Raw genomic sequence first — 13,530 nt, forward strand, 5'->3', positions numbered from 1 at the left:
TTCAGCTGAAGCGCTTGGCTAGGGCGATTGGATCAAACACAGTGATCTTTTTGCGGTCGATCTGAACCAGGCCGTCGTTGCGCAGGTCGCCCAGCAGGCGGGTGATTGTGACGCGGGTGGAGCCAATCGCTTCGGCAATCGCCTGATGGGAGAGGCGCAGATCAATCGTGATCCCTTCCGAGCTGGGAACGCCGAAATCGCGGCACAGCACCAACAGGAAGCTCACCAGCCGCGAGCTCATGTCTCTATGGGTGAGGGTTTCGATCATCGTTTCGGTCTGCAGGATCCGCGAAGACAGTCCCTGCAGCAGCAGTAAGCCCACGCTGGCGTCCTGCTCTATCGCTCGGCGCACCGAGGTGGCTGGTGCGGTCACCATCTCGACCCTGGTAAAGGCCACGGCGTGATAAAAACGGTCGGAGCGCTGGCCGGTAAGCAGCGACAGCACACCAAACAGGCTGTTCTCACGCAACAGGGCCACGGTGATCTCCTCGCCGGATTCGTATACCCGCGAAAGCCGGACCGCTCCGCGCCGCAGCAGGTAAACCCGCTCGGCTGGATCGCCGGGAAAAAAAATCGTCTTGCCCCGTTCGATCGTCTCGACGCTGCTGCCGGCCAGGCCCCGGATCACTTCCAGCAGGGTGGGGTTGCCCTGGCCGGCGCTGCCCATGCCTGCCACCACGCCAGGGGCACCCGTCGATGGGGTGTTGGCGGTACGGCTAAATCCGTGGGTAGCGCCAACCATCAAGGTATGGGCAAGTGTCGGGACCCTAAGGATCACCCGGGGGGTGGCTTGTAGCAATACACACGGTTTGAGATGACACCGCCGGCGCCCCCTGCGCACCAGTACGTATGTTTCCGCTAGGGATGGTGTCGTTTGCTTGTGGAGCGGCCCTATCCCGCTACATTCAGCTCCGCGGGGCCATGGGCTGCTCGCGGCGCTCCAGGTCTGTTTCTCGATTTTCCAGGTTTTTATTCAGGTTGTTCATGACCGCGAGCTTGCCCGTCTCAGGCCTCACCTCCTCCTCTGGAGCTGGTTTTCCGGCGGTCCAGCACCAACCTCAGCGCTCTGGCCATCGCCCTTTGGCTTTGGCGGCTGCCGCGTCCACGCCTTCAGCTGCGCCGGCATTGCGGCTGGTGGCCCAGTCGGAGGGCTTACTCCAAATCCATACGGCGCCTTTCCGCGGCAGTTTCGGTGCCGTGCTCAGCCAGGCCCTGCGTAGTGCCGGCTTGGGCAGCCGGGTGCTGGTTACTCAGTTTCTTAAGGGCGGCGTAGATCAGGGCCTCGGCAGCAGCGTCTGGCTGTGTGGGCGATTGCAATGGCTGCGCCCCCGCGTGCCTGCCTGTCTGTCGGAACCGGCTGCCCACCAGGAGCTCGAGTTGTTGGATGCGGTGCGCCAGGTGTGGGCCTTCAGCCGCGAGCAGCTACTTAGTGGTGCGGTGGATCTGATGGTGCTCGACGAGCTGGGCTTGGCTGTGGAGCTGGGCTACCTCGATCAGGCTGAAGTGCTGGCAACCTTGCAGCGCCGACCAGCCCATTTAGATGTCATTTTGACAGGGCCAGCCATGACTCCTGAGTTGATGGCCATGGCTGATCAGGTCACCCAGTTGCGCCGAGGTCTCTGATGCTGAAGAACGACCGCTGGATCAACGAGCAGGCTGGGGCAGGCATGTTGCAGCCGTTTCAGTCGAGCCTGGTGCGCCACCTCGATCCCGAGACGACGGGCTCGCCGGTGCTCAGCTACGGCTGCTCTTCCTATGGCTACGACTTGCGGTTGTCGGCCAAGGAATTTTTGATCTTTCGGCATGTGCCTGGCACCGTGATGAACCCCAAGCGGTTCAATCCGGCGAACCTTGAACCCGCTCCCCTGCACGGTGACGAGGATGGCGCTTATTTCATCCTTCCAGCCCATTCCTACGGTTTGGGAGTAGCACTGGAGAAGATGAAGGTGCCATCAAATATCACGGTGATCTGCCTGGGTAAGAGCACCTACGCCCGGCTAGGCATCATTGTTAATACGACGCCAGCGGAAGCCGGCTGGGAAGGTCACCTAACCCTGGAGTTCAGTAATTCTTCGGGTGCTGACTGCCGCATTTACGCAAATGAGGGAATTTGTCAGCTGCTCTTTTTTGAGGGAGATCCCTGCGAGACCACCTATCAAGATCGGGCTGGTAAGTACCAGTATCAACCCGAACGTGTCACTTTGGCGCGAATCTAGGTCCCATCAAATGGCTCGCGCTATGGGGCGAGCCTGGCTTTATGTAAGCGGCTCTTCTCGTACCAGTCAGCAAACTGGGGTGTCCAAGCCTGCAGGTGGGGCCACATCAATTCACAAAGTTCACGAATTTCCTGCTGGGCGTCGAGCTTGGCCCGCAGGTCAAGGAAGTGCAGAAAGGCTCGCAGGGTGAAGCTCACCACGAAGTGCTGGCGGTAGTCGAAGGGCAGGATGCCGCGAGCATGCTCCTCGGCGAAACCAGCCGCCAAGAGATCACGGTAGCGAGCAGCAGCAACACCGCAAAGCTCTAAATCTATGCAGCGCTGTTCTTCAGTGTAGGTATATTTTTTGCCTTGACGGTCGCTATAGCTACCTACCGGCCGTAGATAGAACATCTCCTCCAGCTCCAGTTCACCATTTGCGGCCTTGCAAATACGATCGCCCGTGTAGCGCATGGACTGCACATCGAAGCTCACCCCCACCCGGTGAGTGCGCGCCTGCTGCATCACCGAGTGGGGAAACCAGCCAACATTGAGCACGATCTGGGCGTGTTCCAAGGGTCCGTAGTGACCTCGCTCGCCAGCTAACAGCCGCTTGACGCAAATCTCCCCCGCCTTGGTCTCATCGGGCCAGCTGGCGGTGGCTGCGGCGACAAAACCCTCGCTGTAGTCCTGATGCATACCCGCCCAGACGCACTGCTGGGGGTTCGGTGTGGCGGTGATGAGGGCAACGCGGAAACGGGAATCCATGGCAGATGTCAACCGTGGCTGCGGGGTCCGGCCATCGTGGCAGCACTCGACTCGGCAGCCGCGACTTCTCCAGCGGGTTGGTTCAGGTTGCTGACGGCACCCACTCCGGCCAGGGCTGGTAGGGGCTCACCGGCGATAAGGGCGTCGCTGAGAGCTTGCAGTTCGGTGAGGCTGCGGGCGCCGATTGAGAGGCCCACCGCTTCTCCTGCACCGTTGAAGAGCTCAAGTTGGGGAATGCCGTTGACTTCGTAGCGCTCCAGCTCCGGTTGCCAGCGCGGATTGTCAACGTTAAGCAGCACCACATCGAGCTGGCCGCGGTGTCGGGCTTCGATCGTTTCCATCGCCGGAGCCATGGTGCGGCAGGCGTCGCACCAGTCGGCGTAGAACTCCACCAGCGTTGGCTTGCTATTGCGCAAGGCCACTGGTAGATCCAGGGATTGGCGCGCCAAGCGCTCTAGGGGAGCCTCCGGATGCAGTCCGCCTCGTGACCACAGCAGGCCCGCTGCCAGTAGGACCGCCAGCACGACTAGCAGCAGCCGTTCGCTTGGCCCCAGGCCGGAATTCGGGGTGGAGTTGGTCATGACTGCATTTTGCCAGTGCTTGCTAGCGTTTTGCGGAGGTAAGCGTGCTGTTCCCGCGAACCGGATCCTCGTGAAAAGGCGCCTCACCCTGCACTTCCCCCGCGAAGCGGTGCACCAGCCAATCACCTACCGGTTGGCAGTGGACTTTGACATCGCCGCCAAGATCCTGCGGGCCCAGATTGCCCCCAACCAGAGCGGCACCATGGTGGTGGAGCTCTCCGGTGACATCGACGAACTGGCGGCGGCGGAGGCCTGGCTCGAGAGTCAAGGACTCGGCCTCAATCGGGCGCCTGGTCAGATCACCATTGATCGCAACCTCTGTGTCGACTGCGGTCTCTGCTCAAGCGTTTGCCCCAGCGGTGCCCTCAGCTTGAGCCAGCCGGCTTGGCAGCTGCAATTCGATGCGCAACGCTGCTTGGTGTGCGAACAGTGCATTCCGAGTTGCCCTCTGGATGCGATATCCCTAGTGCTGGCTCCCCCGTGAAGGCGATGTTGCGTCTGCTGTTGCTGCCCTTGCGGGCGCCGATGCTGCTGGTGCTGGTGGTAATCGCCGTCTACGAGGGACTGCAGTGGAGCCAGCCGCTGGAGGGCGCATCGGCGTCGGGAGTGGGACAGCTATCAAGCTTGTTCTGGTCGCTGGACTGCCTCCACGCTCTGTTGGTGGTGGTGGTTTGCACCATGCCAGACCTGCTGCTGCAGCGGATCTCCAACTTGATGGCCACCAGCCGGGTGGTGAGCCTGGTGATCACTCTGCTGATCGTCACGGTGGGGGGCCTCTATCTGCTCCATCTCGAAGTGCTTGCCAACGTGCTGATCCTTGGTGTTTCAGTGTTGTTGGCACGCCTCGACCTGGCCCGGATCCGGGTGGCGCCCCCGCCGATGATGCTGGCAGGAGCGCTCGGGGTGCTGGTGTTGTCGGGAGCTTGGGTTGGGCGCTGGCTGGCCAGCGGTGGCTAACAGCCCGCTAGGGGCCTCTGCTGGAAGTTCCAAAGGTTGCCGAGCACCTTTTTGACGTACAGCCTGGTTTCGGGATACGGGATTGCTTCAATCCATAGCTCTGGTTCTTGTTGCAGAAGGGGGGTTACCCAGCCGGTGGTGGCCCCTGGCCCGGCGTTGTAGCTGGCAGCCATCAGCACGGGGTTGCCCTGCCACTGACCCAGCAGTTGCTTCAGGTAAAGCGCGCCTAGTTGGGCATTGCGGGCTGGATCGGTTAGAGCATCCGCCGTTAGGGGCATGCCTGCCAGCTCGGCGGCAGTGGCCGGCATCAGTTGCAGCAAGCCGACGGCGCCGGCGCCGGAGCTCACCCCCGGGCTGAAGCGCGATTCCTGTTTGGCCACGGCTGCCAGCAGGGTTGCCGGTACCCCTGCCTTCGCCCCAGCCTGCTCTAGCTCCGCCACGAAGCTGGCGGTTTGCAGGTCGCGCTCTAGCTGCTGCGCTAGCCCGCAGGCCGCATCTACCCGTAGACGCAGGCTGGCTTGCTCGAGTTGGCCGAGGCCGATCCAGTGGTCTCCAACGGCCCGGCGCAGCCGGCCCTCTACGGCCAGCTCATGGGGGGTGCTGGGAGGGGAGGTCCGCCCTGTGCGCCAGTGCTCCCAGGCTTCCAGGGGTTGGCCCAGGCGCCAGAGCCGGTCGATCTGCCAGTCGCCGCTGCCTAGGGGGCGCCATCGGGGTTGCACAAGGGCCGGGCTGCTGCCGGGATCGAGGTCCAGATCGTCGTAGCCGAGTCTTACCGCCGCCCGCCAGCCGTAGTAGCCGCCGGGATGCTGTTTGGTCAGTTCACTCCAGGTGCGTTGCGCTTTGGCGATGGCGCCTTGCTGCTTCTGGCTGAAACCCAGCCAGAAGCGCTGGCGTCCCACCAGCCCCACCGGCAATTCACGACCGATCGGCGCACTCAGCAGGGTTGTGGCCGTTCCCCATTGGCGTTTGAGCAGGGCCTGGCGGGCCCGCTGCCACTGCAGTTCCCAGCTGGCTGGATCGTTGGGCCAGCGCTGCAGCACCGCCAGCGTCGCGCCGATGTCGCCACTCTCCATAGCCCGCCGTGCGTGCACCGGGGCCGTTTCCTGCAGAGCAGGAGGCAGCGCCTTCAGGGCCTGGAGAGCACTGGGCCCGGGCTGTTCGCTGAGCAGGGCTACGGCCTCGCTGGCTTGGCTGGAGCTCGGCGCGGATTTGGCCAGTTGCAGCAGCAGACTTTCGGCTTGGGCCTGCTGCTCGCTGCCGCCACTGAGCAGGGCTCGGCCGATGGCTAGCTGGGTTTCTGGTCTCGGCGGACTGCCCTTGAGGCAGCTCAGGGCGGCTGCGGCGTCGCCCAGCTGGGCCAGTCCCCTGGCCAATTGATCCCGCTGGTTAGGGGTGGCCACCGCTGCCGTGCTTTGGCAGGCCTGGCGCAAGCGTGGCCCCGCACCGGGCCAGCGCACACCGTGCCGGGCCAGGTGCAGGGCTGCCTGGAGGCGATCTGCATCGCTTGGACCGGCCTCCACAGCTGCCGCCAGGGTCGCGGGATGGGCTGCGAAGCGACTGCGCAGTTCCTGCCGCAGCTTGGGCTGCTGCCGGCCCAAGGTATAAAACCCATCCGCTGCGGCAGGCGTTTCGGGGAAGCGCCGCACCAGCTGCTGCCAGCGCTGCTGAGCAACTGCTTGATCGCCCAGAGCATCGGCGGCTAGGGCATCGCGTTTGAGTACCAGGGCGGCTAACTCATCGCTACCCCAGCCCTGACCGCGCAGCAACCGGCGCTCGCTGGCGAGGTCGCCTTTCGCCTGGCGCGGCAGCAGCAGCAAGCTGGCCTCGCGCCGCCGCTCCGGATCGGGCGAGAACCGCCGCAGGCGCTCCAGGGTTGAGGTGGGTGTGCTGGGGTCTGGTGCGGGAATCAGGGCCAGCAGTGCCCTGCCGCCCAGCAAGGCGGCACCGCTGCCCAAAAAGGTGAGGGCCAACAGCAGGGGGAGGCGAGCCAAGGACAACAGCAGCGCAGCTTCGCCATTCTGGGGAAGTGTGAACCCCACTTCGCTGGTGCGCCTGCCCTCTCTCCCCCCCTATCTCTCCAGCTTGCCTGGAGCGGAGCAGCGGTTGCGGGCCCTGCGGGTGCTTGCGGCGTCGGGTTTGGTGCTGCTGCTGCGCCCCTTTTGGCTATTGAGCTGGTTGCCTGGCTGGGTGGTGGGCGCTCTGCTGTTTTGGACGATTGGCGAGCTGGTGCTCTGGATCTGGTGGCCCCGCCGCTGGCGCTGAACAGGCCCTGGCACGAGCGGAGCGTTTTGCAGCAGTCCACGTAGCCTTGTTCGGTCTGTGGCATCTGCTCCTGCCCATGGCCGATCTGGCTCCCCATCCCATTGGCCTTCCCTTGCGGGGTGGAGTGGCTGGTTTCGGTACAGATGGCATTCGCGGCCAGGTAGGGGCCCAGGTGAGCCCGGCTCTGGCCATGCAGGTGGGCTTCTGGTGCGGTCAGGTGTTGCCTCAGGGGGCGCCGGTACTGATCGGTATGGATTCCCGCAGCAGTGGCCCGATGCTGGTGGCGGCGCTCACGGCGGGGCTCACGGCCGCAGGCCGCGAGGTATGGGCCCTGGGGCTCTGCCCCACGCCGGCCATCCCCGGTGCGATTCGCCGTCTTGGGGCGGCTGGAGGCCTGATGGTGTCTGCCAGCCACAACCCCCCCGAAGACAATGGCATCAAGGTGTTCGGAGCCTCCGGCGCCAAGCTGAGCCGCGGCCAACAGCAGGCGATCGAGGCTGGGCTGCAGGGGGTGGGGATTGGCAAGGGTCTAGGAGCCTCCGGCGGGTTCCTGGGCACTGGAGTTGTGTACCCCCGCCACGACTTGCTGGCTGATTATCAACGGTCTTTGGTGGCCAGCGTGATGGGGCGGCGCCTGGAGGGCTGCAAGATTGTGCTCGACCTCTGTTGGGGGTCGGCTACAGCCTGCGGAGAGGCGGCATTTCGCGCCTTAGGCGCCGAACTCACGGTGTTGCACGGCCAGCCAGACGGGGCGCGCATCAATGTGGGTTGCGGCAGCACCGACCTCGAGCCGCTCAGGCGGGCGGTGCTGGAGAGCGGAGCCAGCATGGGCTTCGCCTTCGACGGCGATGCTGATCGGATGCTGGCGGTCGATGGCCGGGGCCGGGTGGTCGACGGCGACCAGATTCTTTACCTCTGGGGATCGTGGCTGCTGGATGAGGGCCAGTTGCCGGCCAATCGCATTGTTGCCACGGTGATGTCCAACCTCGGCTTTGAGCGGGCCTGGCAGGCCAAGGGTGGGGTGCTCGAGCGCACCGCCGTTGGCGATCAATACGTCCACCAGGCGATGGAGCAGCTGGGCGCTGGCCTGGGTGGCGAGCAGTCGGGCCATATTTTGTCGGCCCGCCACGGTATGAGTGGCGATGGGCTGCTCACCGCCCTGCAGGTGGCTACCTTGCTGCACCGCAGTGGCCAATCGCTGGCCGACTGGCTCGATGGCAGTTTCCAGCCCTACCCCCAGACCCTGGTGAATGTGATAGTCACCGACCGGCAGCGGCGCCAGCAGTGGCAGAACTGCGCTCCGCTCCAGCAGGTACTGGAGGCCGCTGAAGCGGCGATGCAGGGCAGCGGCCGGGTGTTGGTCCGCGCTAGCGGCACCGAACCGCTGCTGCGGGTGATGGTGGAGGCGGCCGATCAGCAGCTGGTGGAGCACTGGTCTACCCAGCTAGCTGCCGCAGCGGAGCAGCACCTCAATGCGGCCTAGCTTCTAGGCATTCGCGGGCCATGCTCAGAGCTCCGCTGCAGGCATCTGCCGCAGGGATAAGCAGGTGGGCGCCTGGACAGCACTGACCAAGGCAGGCCTCAAGCCGGTGGCGCAGCAAGGCAAGGTGCTCAAGCGCGCCGCCCATGGGCCATATAGGCGGCGCATCCAGCTGTAGTTGCTTGCTGATTGTTGCTGCCATTGAGGCCAGGGCCTGCGCCGATCGCTCCACAACGGCGGCGGCGCCGGCATCCCCCTCACTGGCGGCGGCCGCCACCAGCGGCGCCAGGCGGGCGAAGCCCGCGGCCCCGAAGCCAGGCTCTACCACCAAAGCCTTGATGGCCTGAGCGGCCTGGGGGTCGCTTGTGCTCAGATTCAGTCCGGCCCAAACCCTGGCTCGCAGGGGCGAGTCGGGCTGGCGTCCATCCGCCATCGCCAAGCTGAGGGCTAGGCCATCGCGGCCGATGTCGGTGGCGGAGCCGGCCCGATCGAGCAGCCAGCCCCAGCCAGAGCACCGGTGTTCCTGGCCGGCCGGATTGCGTCCAACGGCGATGGTGCCCGTGCCGCTGATCACAACGATGCCGCCCCGGTGGGAGCCCATGGCCCCGCGTAGGGCTGTGCGCTCATCTCCAGTGACCACCACACGGCCAAGGGGTAGTTGCAGGGCCTCGGCTGCCAGCTGCCGGCCCAGCTCCTGGACTGAGCTGCCCACTTCGATGCCACTGGCGCCAATACCTGCGGCCATTAGGGCCGCACCGGCGGTATCCGGCAGCTCCAGCTGGGCCTGCCGCAGGCTGACCTCCAGGGCCTGGCGGAAGCGGGCGGGACCGTCGGCGGCGGCCAGATGGCACACCCCTGGCCCCTCGCCTTCACCGAGCAGCTCACCACTGCTGGAATCGCTGAGGCGACAGCGGGTGTGGGTTTGGCCGGCGTCGAAGCCGGCAATCAGGCTTGGCTCAGCCACGACCTTCGGCGCGGCTAGCACCGGCAGCCAGGGTGGCGATGCAGAACCAGCCGCTCAGCTGCACCTCCGGCCTGAAAAAGATCGTGTCGGTGAGCCCCTGCACCGTCAGCCCGATGATCACGGCGATCGCCGCCAGGGCCGGCAGGCTGAAGGGGCCATCCCCGCGCCAGAGGCTGGTGGCGCTGCGCAGGCTGGCCAGCAGCAGTCCGATTCCGGCAACCAAGCCAGGGATGCCGGCCTCCACCGCCAGCTCTAGGGGGATGGAGTAAGCGCTGAGGGCGTTGAACTTGGGTTGCTGAAACAGCGGATAGATCTGGTTGAAGGCGTCGTTGCCTGGGCCGATGCCAAGCCATGGGCGGGCCTGGATCATGTCCAGCACTGCAAGCCAGACGTTGATGCGGAAGTTGTTGGAGCTGTCTTGTCGGCCGACCACCAGGCTCATCACCCGCACCCGTAGTGGCTCCACTTGGGTAACCAGCACTACTAACAGAGCAGCACCACTAAGCAGAACTAGCAGGGGAAACAGGCGGCGCCAGAGCAAGGGCCAGGCCCGGGTGGCGCGCATGGCTAGCAGAAGCACAATCACGGCCGCTTCGGCCACCAACCCCATCCAGGCACCCCGGCTGTAGGTGAGCACCAGGGCGGCGACGCCTAGCACCAGGGAAGTGAGGGCAAAAAGCTTGCTGGCTCCTCCCGGCCAGCGCAGCAGGGCCACGAGGGCTAGGGGCAGCACCGGCAGCAGGTACCCCGCCAGCAGATTGGGGTTTTCGAGAGTGCTGTAGATGCGCACCGTGCCATCGGCCACGGAGTTGGGGTCAGCCCAGCGGGCTAGTTCGCTGCTAGCGCCGTAGAGCTGGCGGATGCCGATCACGCAGGTGACCAGGTTCCCAACTAGCAATGCCGCCACAATCCTGTCCCACCAGACCGGAGCCAGGGTCAGCAGTTGGCGCATCAGGGCGTAGACGCCCAGGTAGCTAACAAGTTTGACCAGCCCCTTGGCGGCTGCCAGGGGCACCGGCGAGAAGCCAGTGGCGAGAAGGGCGATGGCCAGGATCCCCAGGATCCAGCAGTCGATCTCCACCAAAGGTCCAGGAGTGGTGCGCAGGGCCAGCAGCAGCCAGAGAAGGCCACTGGCCAGCACCAGCAGGCCGAGGCCGCTGCGGGTCACCAGGGGCAGGCCAGCCATCAGGGCGCAGAGCACCAGGCCGGCAATCAGGGTTAGTTGCCGCCCAAGGGGACCGCTACTAGCGCGATGCAGGCAGCCCTGCCAGCGCAGCAAAATCGGAATCGGGGAGGCGCTCAAGGGGTGAGGGCTGGCATCAGACCGGATTATCGATCGTTTCGAGCCGGTCTTCCAGCTTGCGGTCGTTGCGTTGGTAGAGCACCCGGTAGACCGGCAACCCCTTGGCCAGCACGTAGGTCTCGCGTTCGCTTGCTACCGCTAGGGGGTTGTCGGTACGCCAGGGACGGCTATCTGCGGCCGGACGTTCAAAGCTGCCGCTGGCTTCGATCAGCTGCACCATCGGTGTGATCACGGCCAGCACATCGCTCTGAATAAACAGCTCACACCCCGGCGCCATGGCCTCCGCCAGGGCCAGCAGCAAGGCGGGCTGCAGCACCCGCCGCTTGTGATGCTTTTGCTTAAACCAAGGATCCGGAAATTGGATCGACACTCGCTGCAGCAGCCCGGCTGGCAGGGCCGCCAGCCAGTCCTGCAGGCTGATGTTGGCGTTGCAGAACAGATAGTGAAGGTTGCTGAGCCCCAGAGCTTGGCGATTGGTTTCGGCGGCGTCCACTAGTGGCTGGCGGATCTCTACGCCGAGGTGATTGAAGCTGGCCTGGTGTTGGGCCAGGGCCAGTAGGAAGCGTCCGCGGGCGCAGCCGATGTCGAGATGCAAGGGCAGCTCTGGCTTGCTGAACAGCTCGGTTGGTGGTGGCAGGGGCAGGGGTTGCTGGTAAAAACGGCTGAGCGGATTGACGTGCTGGCGCACCATCAGTCGTCTCCGCGCGGCACCAGGAAGGCCAGGCTGGCGGTGTACCCGTGTAGGTGGGTGCTGCCAGCGACCGGTCCGATTTCGCCGTTGCAGAACGCTCCGGCGATCGGCACCTGAGCAAACACTTCCCGGCACAGGTCCACGTCGCCATCGGCGGTGCCATAGAGCCCCTCGCCGCGGCCGAGGCAGGCAAACAGCAGGGCGGCCAAGGGCTCTGGATTGCGCCCCTGCTGCTTGGTTAGTAGCTGGCGCAGTTCCAGCCTTGAGGCGCCGGCATCTCGTAGTTGGAACTGCACCTGTTGCCCCACCCGCATCCGTTCGGCCACGGCTACGGCGCCGTTGCGGGGATCGACACCGAGCAGATTTCGCACCAGAAAGGCGGTAGGACCATCTGGGTCTGCGGCCGTGAGGCTGAAGTTGCTGCGGCCTACGCCCAAAAAGAGTGAGTGCTTCACCAGCTCCCGCTCTTCGGGGCTGAGATCTGTGAGGATCGCCTGGAGCGCTGCTACAGGGCTGCGGCGGGCCTGGCCCTGGCTCACCTCCAGCACTACGTTTCGCTGGGCTTGCTCCACATCAAACACCGGACCGATCGGCCGGCAGCCCTGGGCTACAACTGGATCGAGTTGCCAGGCACCACCAATCAGGCAGCCGACGGCATCGCGAACCACCTGATCTCCAAACAGCAGGGAGCCATGGCCGGCACTGTGGGGGCCGGCGACCCCACCAACTTTCGCCGCCCCTGGACAGGCGTAATCCAGGCCACTGATCAGATCGTTGATGCGGGAGCAGCTGGGATCCACCAGCAGCAGCATCGAGGGGCTGGGAGCTGCTGACGCATTGAGCAGGGCGCGCCAGGGATCAGCCGGGCCGTCGAGGTCGGGCAGGCAGTCGGTATCAATCGCAAAAGGGTGGAGCTCGGCGCCGGGTAGGCGCAGCAGGGTGACACTCAGGGCTGGTTTGTTCTCCAGCTCATGGGGGCTGCCGCCAGCATCGGTGCCCACCACCCCACCGCCCAGGCAGCCAAGCCAGTGGCTGGCCTGGAGTTTCTCTTGCAATAGGGGTAGCAGCCGGGGCAGGTCGCTGGCGTAGCTAGCTGCGGCAAAGACCAAGGCCAGATCCGCTGGACCGGCCCCCCGCAGCTGGGTTGCTATGTCTTCAACCGAGGCCTGCAGCGAGGTTTCGCTGGCTAGGGCGGTGCGACACCAGGCCTGGGCAGGACGGGCCCCGAAGGTGCGGGAGAGCCAGCTGGGCAGGGAGAAGGCGGCCATGACTTGGACCCTATCGCTTGCCGGGGACGCGGATAATGGCGCCTTACCGAACCACACGCGTGCTCGCCGCCCTGCCAGAACCCCTGTACCGCTCCTTGGTGTGGCTCGATGTCCGCCTGGCGATGCTGTTCAGCGTTGGCTTGCCCCTAGTGCTCCTGATCTGGGCGTCGGTACGCAAGGAGGGATCCTTGGTGCGCCTGCTGGGCATTTATTGGAAGGTGGCCAGCCTGTTGCTGCTTGCAACCCTGCTGCTCACCGACCGGCGACCCCTCGGTTTTGTGGTTTTGCTGCTGGCCCAGCTGCTGGTGGTTATGAGCGTTTGGTTCTGGGTGGATCTCAACGAGGAGCTGGCCGACCTGCCGCCCTGGCGTCCGCTGCCCCTGACCGTGCGCATCTGGCGCTGGAGTCTCACGGTGTGGGCCCTGCTTGGCGCCCTGCTTAGTGCCACGGCTCTGGGCTGTATGGGCCCCGGCGCTCTGGCCCAGCCCCTTTGTGCAGTTTGGATTCAGCCGCCCCTTGGCCTGCACAGGCATGTTCAGGGGCTGTTTGCCTTCATTTTTGGTGGCGAATGGACCCCAGCTGTGGCCGCCTTCATCGGTTATGTGGGTTTGGTTGCCTATGTGGTGGGCCTGTTGCAGTGGCTGCTGGTTCGCCTGCCCAAGCAAGGGCGAATCGCTGGCGATTTCTAAGGATTAGCCCCTTGCCTCCTCTGCAGCTACGACTCCGCCGCCGCCATGACCTTCTCCGCTGTATTTGTGATGGCCTTATTGGCCAGGTTGGAAGAGTTGAGCCGGCAGCGGCCTGATCGGGTGCTGCGGCTTAGGGGCCAGCTTCAACTGGCGGCAGGCCCGCTGGAGCCCTACGAGCTGCTGATTTTTCGGGGTTTTTCGAGCAGCACCACCCATCCCACCGATTTCGATCCCGACCAGCCACTGCTGCCCGAGGGGGCGGTGATCGAAACAGCTGAATTACTGCAGGCACCACTGAATCCGGCCGCGGAACAGCTGTTGGCTGGGCCCGTGTCCCCTGAGGTTTTCCTGGAATCCTGCGGCTGGGCTTGAG

At 64.9% G+C, this 13,530-nt stretch carries 16 protein-coding genes; 8 read left to right on the forward strand and 8 right to left on the reverse strand.

Features of this window, described 5'->3' with window-relative positions; genetic code table 11:
• Position 1 precedes the first annotated feature (1 nt).
• Complete coding sequence (ntcA, locus tag AC01FP_RS03175) at positions 2 to 742, reverse strand: global nitrogen regulator NtcA (protein WP_106632287.1); 741 nt, start codon at positions 740 to 742, stop codon at positions 2 to 4.
• A gap of 242 nt (positions 743 to 984) precedes the next feature.
• Between ntcA and AC01FP_RS03180 the strand changes: the two genes are divergently transcribed.
• Together AC01FP_RS03180 and dcd are read left to right on the forward strand one after the other, a co-directional pair.
• Positions 985 to 1,623 (forward strand): cob(I)yrinic acid a,c-diamide adenosyltransferase, encoded by a 639-nt coding sequence (locus tag AC01FP_RS03180; RefSeq protein WP_474478101.1) that lies wholly within the window; start codon positions 985 to 987, stop codon positions 1,621 to 1,623.
• On the forward strand, positions 1,623 to 2,216 hold the full coding sequence (dcd, locus tag AC01FP_RS03185; protein WP_474478104.1) for a dCTP deaminase: 594 nt from the start codon (positions 1,623 to 1,625) through the stop codon (positions 2,214 to 2,216). Before AC01FP_RS03180 ends, dcd begins: the two co-directional genes overlap by 1 nt.
• A 20-nt stretch (positions 2,217 to 2,236) precedes the next feature.
• Here the strand turns inward: dcd and thyX are convergent, their stop codons facing one another.
• Both thyX and AC01FP_RS03195 read right to left on the reverse strand, forming a co-directional pair.
• On the reverse strand, positions 2,237 to 2,962 hold the full coding sequence (gene thyX / locus AC01FP_RS03190) for an FAD-dependent thymidylate synthase (protein WP_474478106.1): 726 nt from the start codon (positions 2,960 to 2,962) through the stop codon (positions 2,237 to 2,239).
• Between the two features lie 8 nt (positions 2,963 to 2,970).
• On the reverse strand, positions 2,971 to 3,543 hold the full coding sequence (locus AC01FP_RS03195; RefSeq protein ID WP_474478109.1) for a thioredoxin domain-containing protein: 573 nt from the start codon (positions 3,541 to 3,543) through the stop codon (positions 2,971 to 2,973).
• A gap of 70 nt (positions 3,544 to 3,613) precedes the next feature.
• Between AC01FP_RS03195 and AC01FP_RS03200 the strand changes: the two genes are divergently transcribed.
• Positions 3,614 to 4,027 (forward strand): NIL domain-containing protein, encoded by a 414-nt coding sequence (locus AC01FP_RS03200; protein WP_474478112.1) that lies wholly within the window; start codon positions 3,614 to 3,616, stop codon positions 4,025 to 4,027.
• 5 nt (positions 4,028 to 4,032) lie between these two features.
• Positions 4,033 to 4,500 (forward strand): hypothetical protein, encoded by a 468-nt coding sequence (locus AC01FP_RS03205; RefSeq protein ID WP_474478114.1) that lies wholly within the window; start codon positions 4,033 to 4,035, stop codon positions 4,498 to 4,500.
• On the opposite strand, the gene AC01FP_RS03210 is transcribed toward AC01FP_RS03205, so the two are convergent.
• Positions 4,497 to 6,491, reverse strand: a complete 1,995-nt coding sequence (locus tag AC01FP_RS03210) for a lytic transglycosylase domain-containing protein (RefSeq protein WP_474478117.1) — start codon at positions 6,489 to 6,491, stop codon at positions 4,497 to 4,499. The genes AC01FP_RS03205 and AC01FP_RS03210 overlap by 4 nt on opposite strands.
• Before the next feature lie 37 nt (positions 6,492 to 6,528).
• Between AC01FP_RS03210 and AC01FP_RS03215 the strand changes: the two genes are divergently transcribed.
• Both AC01FP_RS03215 and glmM read left to right on the forward strand, forming a co-directional pair.
• Positions 6,529 to 6,762, forward strand: a complete 234-nt coding sequence (locus tag AC01FP_RS03215; RefSeq protein ID WP_474478120.1) for a hypothetical protein — start codon at positions 6,529 to 6,531, stop codon at positions 6,760 to 6,762.
• 76 nt (positions 6,763 to 6,838) lie between these two features.
• Complete coding sequence (gene glmM, locus AC01FP_RS03220) at positions 6,839 to 8,245, forward strand: phosphoglucosamine mutase (RefSeq protein ID WP_474478122.1); 1,407 nt, start codon at positions 6,839 to 6,841, stop codon at positions 8,243 to 8,245.
• Here glmM and AC01FP_RS03225 read toward each other — a convergent pair.
• From AC01FP_RS03225 to AC01FP_RS03240, 4 genes are read right to left on the reverse strand one after another with little or no spacing between them, the layout of a single operon-like run.
• Complete coding sequence (locus AC01FP_RS03225) at positions 8,232 to 9,206, reverse strand: N-acetylglucosamine kinase (RefSeq protein WP_474478125.1); 975 nt, start codon at positions 9,204 to 9,206, stop codon at positions 8,232 to 8,234. The genes glmM and AC01FP_RS03225 overlap by 14 nt on opposite strands.
• A complete protein-coding gene (locus tag AC01FP_RS03230; RefSeq protein WP_474478128.1) occupies positions 9,199 to 10,509 on the reverse strand; it encodes an IctB family putative bicarbonate transporter in 1,311 nt (436 codons plus the stop codon). Before AC01FP_RS03230 ends, AC01FP_RS03225 begins: the two co-directional genes overlap by 8 nt.
• A gap of 16 nt (positions 10,510 to 10,525) precedes the next feature.
• On the reverse strand, positions 10,526 to 11,197 hold the full coding sequence (gene trmB / locus AC01FP_RS03235; RefSeq protein ID WP_474478202.1) for a tRNA (guanosine(46)-N7)-methyltransferase TrmB: 672 nt from the start codon (positions 11,195 to 11,197) through the stop codon (positions 10,526 to 10,528).
• 2 nt (positions 11,198 to 11,199) lie between these two features.
• Positions 11,200 to 12,468, reverse strand: coding sequence for an FIST signal transduction protein (locus tag AC01FP_RS03240; protein ID WP_474478131.1), 1,269 nt, complete (start codon positions 12,466 to 12,468; stop codon positions 11,200 to 11,202).
• A gap of 35 nt (positions 12,469 to 12,503) precedes the next feature.
• Here AC01FP_RS03240 and AC01FP_RS03245 point away from each other — a divergent pair, with 35 nt between their 5' ends.
• Both AC01FP_RS03245 and AC01FP_RS03250 read left to right on the forward strand, forming a co-directional pair.
• Complete coding sequence (locus tag AC01FP_RS03245; protein WP_474478133.1) at positions 12,504 to 13,157, forward strand: DUF3177 family protein; 654 nt, start codon at positions 12,504 to 12,506, stop codon at positions 13,155 to 13,157.
• A gap of 45 nt (positions 13,158 to 13,202) precedes the next feature.
• Complete coding sequence (locus tag AC01FP_RS03250; RefSeq protein WP_474478136.1) at positions 13,203 to 13,529, forward strand: DUF7734 family protein; 327 nt, start codon at positions 13,203 to 13,205, stop codon at positions 13,527 to 13,529.
• Position 13,530: the final 1 nt, after the last annotated feature.

The organism is Cyanobium sp. NIVA-CYA 375, assembly GCF_056108345.1.

Bases quoted from the DNA above. Each gene is read 5' to 3' on its own strand.
- ntcA (WP_106632287.1), bottom strand. From the start codon at position 742: ATGGTTGGCGCTACCCACGGATTTAGCCGTACCGCCAACACCCCATCG.
- AC01FP_RS03180 (WP_474478101.1), top strand. From the start codon at position 985: ATGACCGCGAGCTTGCCCGTCTCAGGCCTCACCTCCTCCTCTGGAGCT.
- dcd (WP_474478104.1), top strand. From the start codon at position 1,623: ATGCTGAAGAACGACCGCTGGATCAACGAGCAGGCTGGGGCAGGCATG.
- thyX (WP_474478106.1), bottom strand. From the start codon at position 2,962: ATGGATTCCCGTTTCCGCGTTGCCCTCATCACCGCCACACCGAACCCC.
- AC01FP_RS03195 (WP_474478109.1), bottom strand. From the start codon at position 3,543: ATGACCAACTCCACCCCGAATTCCGGCCTGGGGCCAAGCGAACGGCTG.
- AC01FP_RS03205 (WP_474478114.1), top strand. From the start codon at position 4,033: ATGTTGCGTCTGCTGTTGCTGCCCTTGCGGGCGCCGATGCTGCTGGTG.
- glmM (WP_474478122.1), top strand. From the start codon at position 6,839: ATGGCCGATCTGGCTCCCCATCCCATTGGCCTTCCCTTGCGGGGTGGA.
- AC01FP_RS03240 (WP_474478131.1), bottom strand. From the start codon at position 12,468: ATGGCCGCCTTCTCCCTGCCCAGCTGGCTCTCCCGCACCTTCGGGGCC.
- AC01FP_RS03245 (WP_474478133.1), top strand. From the start codon at position 12,504: ATGGCGCCTTACCGAACCACACGCGTGCTCGCCGCCCTGCCAGAACCC.
- AC01FP_RS03250 (WP_474478136.1), top strand. From the start codon at position 13,203: ATGACCTTCTCCGCTGTATTTGTGATGGCCTTATTGGCCAGGTTGGAA.